The 3146-nt window shown below is 66.8% G+C and carries 2 protein-coding genes and 1 pseudogene; all 3 read left to right on the plus strand.

What is annotated here, in order from left to right:
* Window positions 1-204: 204 nt before the first annotated feature.
* The gene (locus tag ACLP25_RS23135) at window positions 205-1782 is read left to right on the plus strand and encodes a sugar ABC transporter ATP-binding protein (RefSeq protein ID WP_442471483.1); all 1578 of its coding nucleotides are present in this window, start codon (window positions 205-207) and stop codon (window positions 1780-1782) included.
* Entirely contained in the window at window positions 1779-2780 is a 1002-nt protein-coding gene (locus ACLP25_RS23140) for an ABC transporter permease (RefSeq protein ID WP_442471484.1), read from the plus strand. Before ACLP25_RS23135 ends, ACLP25_RS23140 begins: the two co-directional genes overlap by 4 nt.
* Before the next feature lie 61 nt (window positions 2781-2841).
* Window positions 2842-3146: pseudogene (locus tag ACLP25_RS23145) on the plus strand (ABC transporter substrate-binding protein); the annotation flags it as partial.

The following is a 3146-nucleotide window of genomic DNA, read 5'->3' on the forward strand; positions in this document are numbered from 1 at the left end:
GTTGTTGCAAACCAGGGAGAATCAGACCCCGCGAGGCCGGTCAACCAATTTCAGGTCAGGCTCTTAGCGGTCTGCGAGGTCCGCTTCACGTCGGCAGCGGACGCGCCTGCGCCCCCGACGCGCGCCGCCGCTTTACGGATCGGGCGCGGCGGTGCTAGCTTTCGCTGGCATGTCAGCCTCGGCCAAGTCGCCGGAGGGGAGGGGATGCCTGAGCCGAGCGAGCCAAATGAGCCGCAACCCGTTTCCAATCGACCGAGCGCCCCCTTGGGACCCTCCCAATCCGTTCTCGAAGCCGTCGGTCTGTCCCGGTCCTTTGGGCCGATCGAGGTTCTGAGCGACGTGTCGATCGACGTCCGCGCCGGAGAGGTGCACGCCATCATCGGCGAGAACGGCGCAGGCAAGTCGACGCTCATGAAGATCCTCAGCGGCCATCTTCAGCCGACTCGCGGGCTCCTGAAGCTTGATGGCGCGCCGGTCGAGTTGAAAGGGCCGGTCGACGCCGAACGCCGCGGAATCGTGCTCGTGCACCAGGAGATCATGCTCGCGCCCGACCTCACGATCGCCGAGAACATGTTTCTGGGCCGCGAGGCGCGACGCGGACTCACAGTCGACGACCGCGAGATGAACCGCCGCGCGTCCGAAGCGATGCGGGTCTTCGGCGTCGATGCGCCCGTCACCCTTCCGGTCGAGCGGCTGTCGATCGCCCAGCGGCAACTGGCGCAGATCGCCCGGGCCCTCACCGTTTCCCACCGCGTCGTCATTTTCGACGAGCCGACGGCTTCGCTGACGCCGGTCGAGACGACGGCGCTTCTGAGACTCATTCGCGAGCTGAAGGCCAAGGGCGTCGCGATCCTCTATATTTCCCACCGGCTGGAGGAAGTGAAGGCGGTCGCCGACATTGTGACAGTGTTGCGCGACGGCAAGAAGGTCACGACCCGCCCCGCCGCCGACCTCGATCCGGTCGACATGGCGCGCCTGATGGTCGGGCGCGACCTTCTCGCGCTCTACCCGCCGCGTTCCTCCGCCCCGACCGGCGCGCCGGCGCTCGAGGTCGCCCATTTCGGCGCGGAAGGTTTTGCCGAGGACGCCAGTTTCACGGTGCGTCCCGGCGAGATCCTCGGCTTCTCCGGCCTTGTCGGCGCCGGGCGCACGGAACTCTTCGAAGCCTTGTTCGGCCTCAGAAGGGGCGGCGGCGAGATCCGGCTCGACGGCCGGCCCCAGCAATGGCCGGACGCGCGGGCCGGCATGCTGGCCGGCGCCGTCTACCTGACCGAGGACCGCAAAAGCAAGGGCCTGCTTCTCGAGGAGAATCTGGGGACGAACCTCACGCTCGCCGCGCTCGACCAGTTCCAGCGCGGGCCGGTCGTCGACCGCGCCAAGGAAGCCAGGGCGCTCGACGCGGCGATCCAGCGTTTCGACATCCGTGTGGGCGACAAGTCGCTGCTTGCGGGCCAGATGTCCGGCGGCAATCAGCAGAAACTTTTGCTTGCGAAAATGATGCAGCTCAATCCGCGGGTCGTCGTGATCGACGAACCTACGCGCGGAATCGACATCGGCGCCAAGCAGCAGATCTATCGATTTATCGCAGCCATGGCCGGGGAGGGCCGCTCGGTGATCGTGATTTCGTCCGAGATGGCCGAACTGATCGGGGTCTGTCACCGGATCATCGTCATGCGCAACGGCCGGATCGCGGGCGAAGTGGCGGGCGAGGCGATGACGGAGCATGCGATCGTGGTGCTGGCGACGGGCGTGGACGCGAAGGTCGGGGACGCGCGGGTATGACTGAGGCGGTTCATGAGGCGCCGGCCGCGCCGCCGCGCCGCCGAATCAACCTCGGCGCGGTCGCGCCGTTCCTGGCGCTCGGCCTCATCTGCGTGCTCGGGGCGGCGGCCAATTCGCGCTTTCTCAGCTTGGACAATCTGACCAACGTGCTGGCGCGCAGCACCTTCATCGCGACCATCGCGGTCGGGCAGACGCTGGTCATCACCGGCGGGGGGCTCGACCTGTCGGTCGGGGCGATGGCCGCCTTCGTGGCCGGGCTCGAAATCCTGTTCCTGAATTCCGGACTGATCGAGAACGCGACGCTGCTTATTCTCGCCGCGATGGCGCTGTCGCTCGCCGTCGGCGCCCTTTGCGGACTCTTCAACGGCGTCACGTCCACGCTCGGCAAGATCGAGCCGTTCATCGTGACGCTCGGGACGATGGGCATTTTCCGCTCGCTGCTGACCTGGCTGGCGCAGGGCGGCTCGATCACCATCCGGAACAACGACATCCGGGCCGCATACCGGCAGGTCTATTTCGGCGATTTGTTCGGCGTTCCCTATCCGGTGCTGGTCATCCTCGGCGTCGCGATCGTCGGCGCCTTCATTCTCTACCGCACCGCCTACGGGCGCCACGTGCGCGCGGTCGGATCGAACGAGGACGTCGCCCGGTATTCCGGCATCAACGTGGCTCGCGTGCGCACAATCACCTACGTGCTGCAGGGCCTCTGCGTCGCGCTCGCCGTCATCGTCTATGTGCCGCGGCTGAGTTCGGCCAGCGCGGCGACCGGACTCGGCTGGGAACTGATGGCGATCACCGCCGTGGTGGTCGGCGGCACGCGGCTCAAGGGCGGCGTGGGGCGCGTCTGGGGCACGATCGCCGGCGCGCTTATTCTCGAAGTCATCGGCAACATCATGCTGCTGTCGAACGTGGTCAGCGAATACCTCATCGGCGCGGTTCAGGGCGCGATCATCATCATTGCGATGCTGGCGCAACGCGGACTGTCTCGCAATCGCTGAGGAAAGAGCGGGAGGACGGGGCTCGCGCCGCGGCCTCTCAAAACGAGCGGGAGAGGAAAGAATGAAACGGTTTTTGATCGGCCTCGCGGTCCTCGGCCTCCTGGCCGGCGCCGCCCAGGCGCAAACGACGAAGACGATCGCGGTCTCCGTTCCGACCGCCGATCACGGCTGGACCGGCGGCGTCGTGTTCCACGCGATGGAGGAGGCCAAGGCTCTCGAGAAAAGGTATCCGGGCCTCAAGGTGATCGTGAAGACTTCGCCCGACCCGGCGGCTCAGGCGAACGCGCTCGAAGATTTGTCGACCCAGGGCATCGACGCGCTGGTCGTCCTGCCGCACGACCCGAACGTGCTCACCGACCCGATCCG

The sequence above is a fragment of the Roseiarcus sp. genome (assembly GCF_052145395.1).
Taxonomy (GTDB): Bacteria; Pseudomonadota; Alphaproteobacteria; order Rhizobiales; family Beijerinckiaceae; genus Roseiarcus.

What these genes read in the sequence shown, in the direction of transcription:
- ACLP25_RS23135 (WP_442471483.1), top strand. Translation starts at nt 205, where the DNA reads ATGCCTGAGCCGAGCGAGCCAAATGAGCCGCAACCCGTTTCCAATCGA.
- ACLP25_RS23140 (WP_442471484.1), top strand. Translation starts at nt 1,779, where the DNA reads ATGACTGAGGCGGTTCATGAGGCGCCGGCCGCGCCGCCGCGCCGCCGA.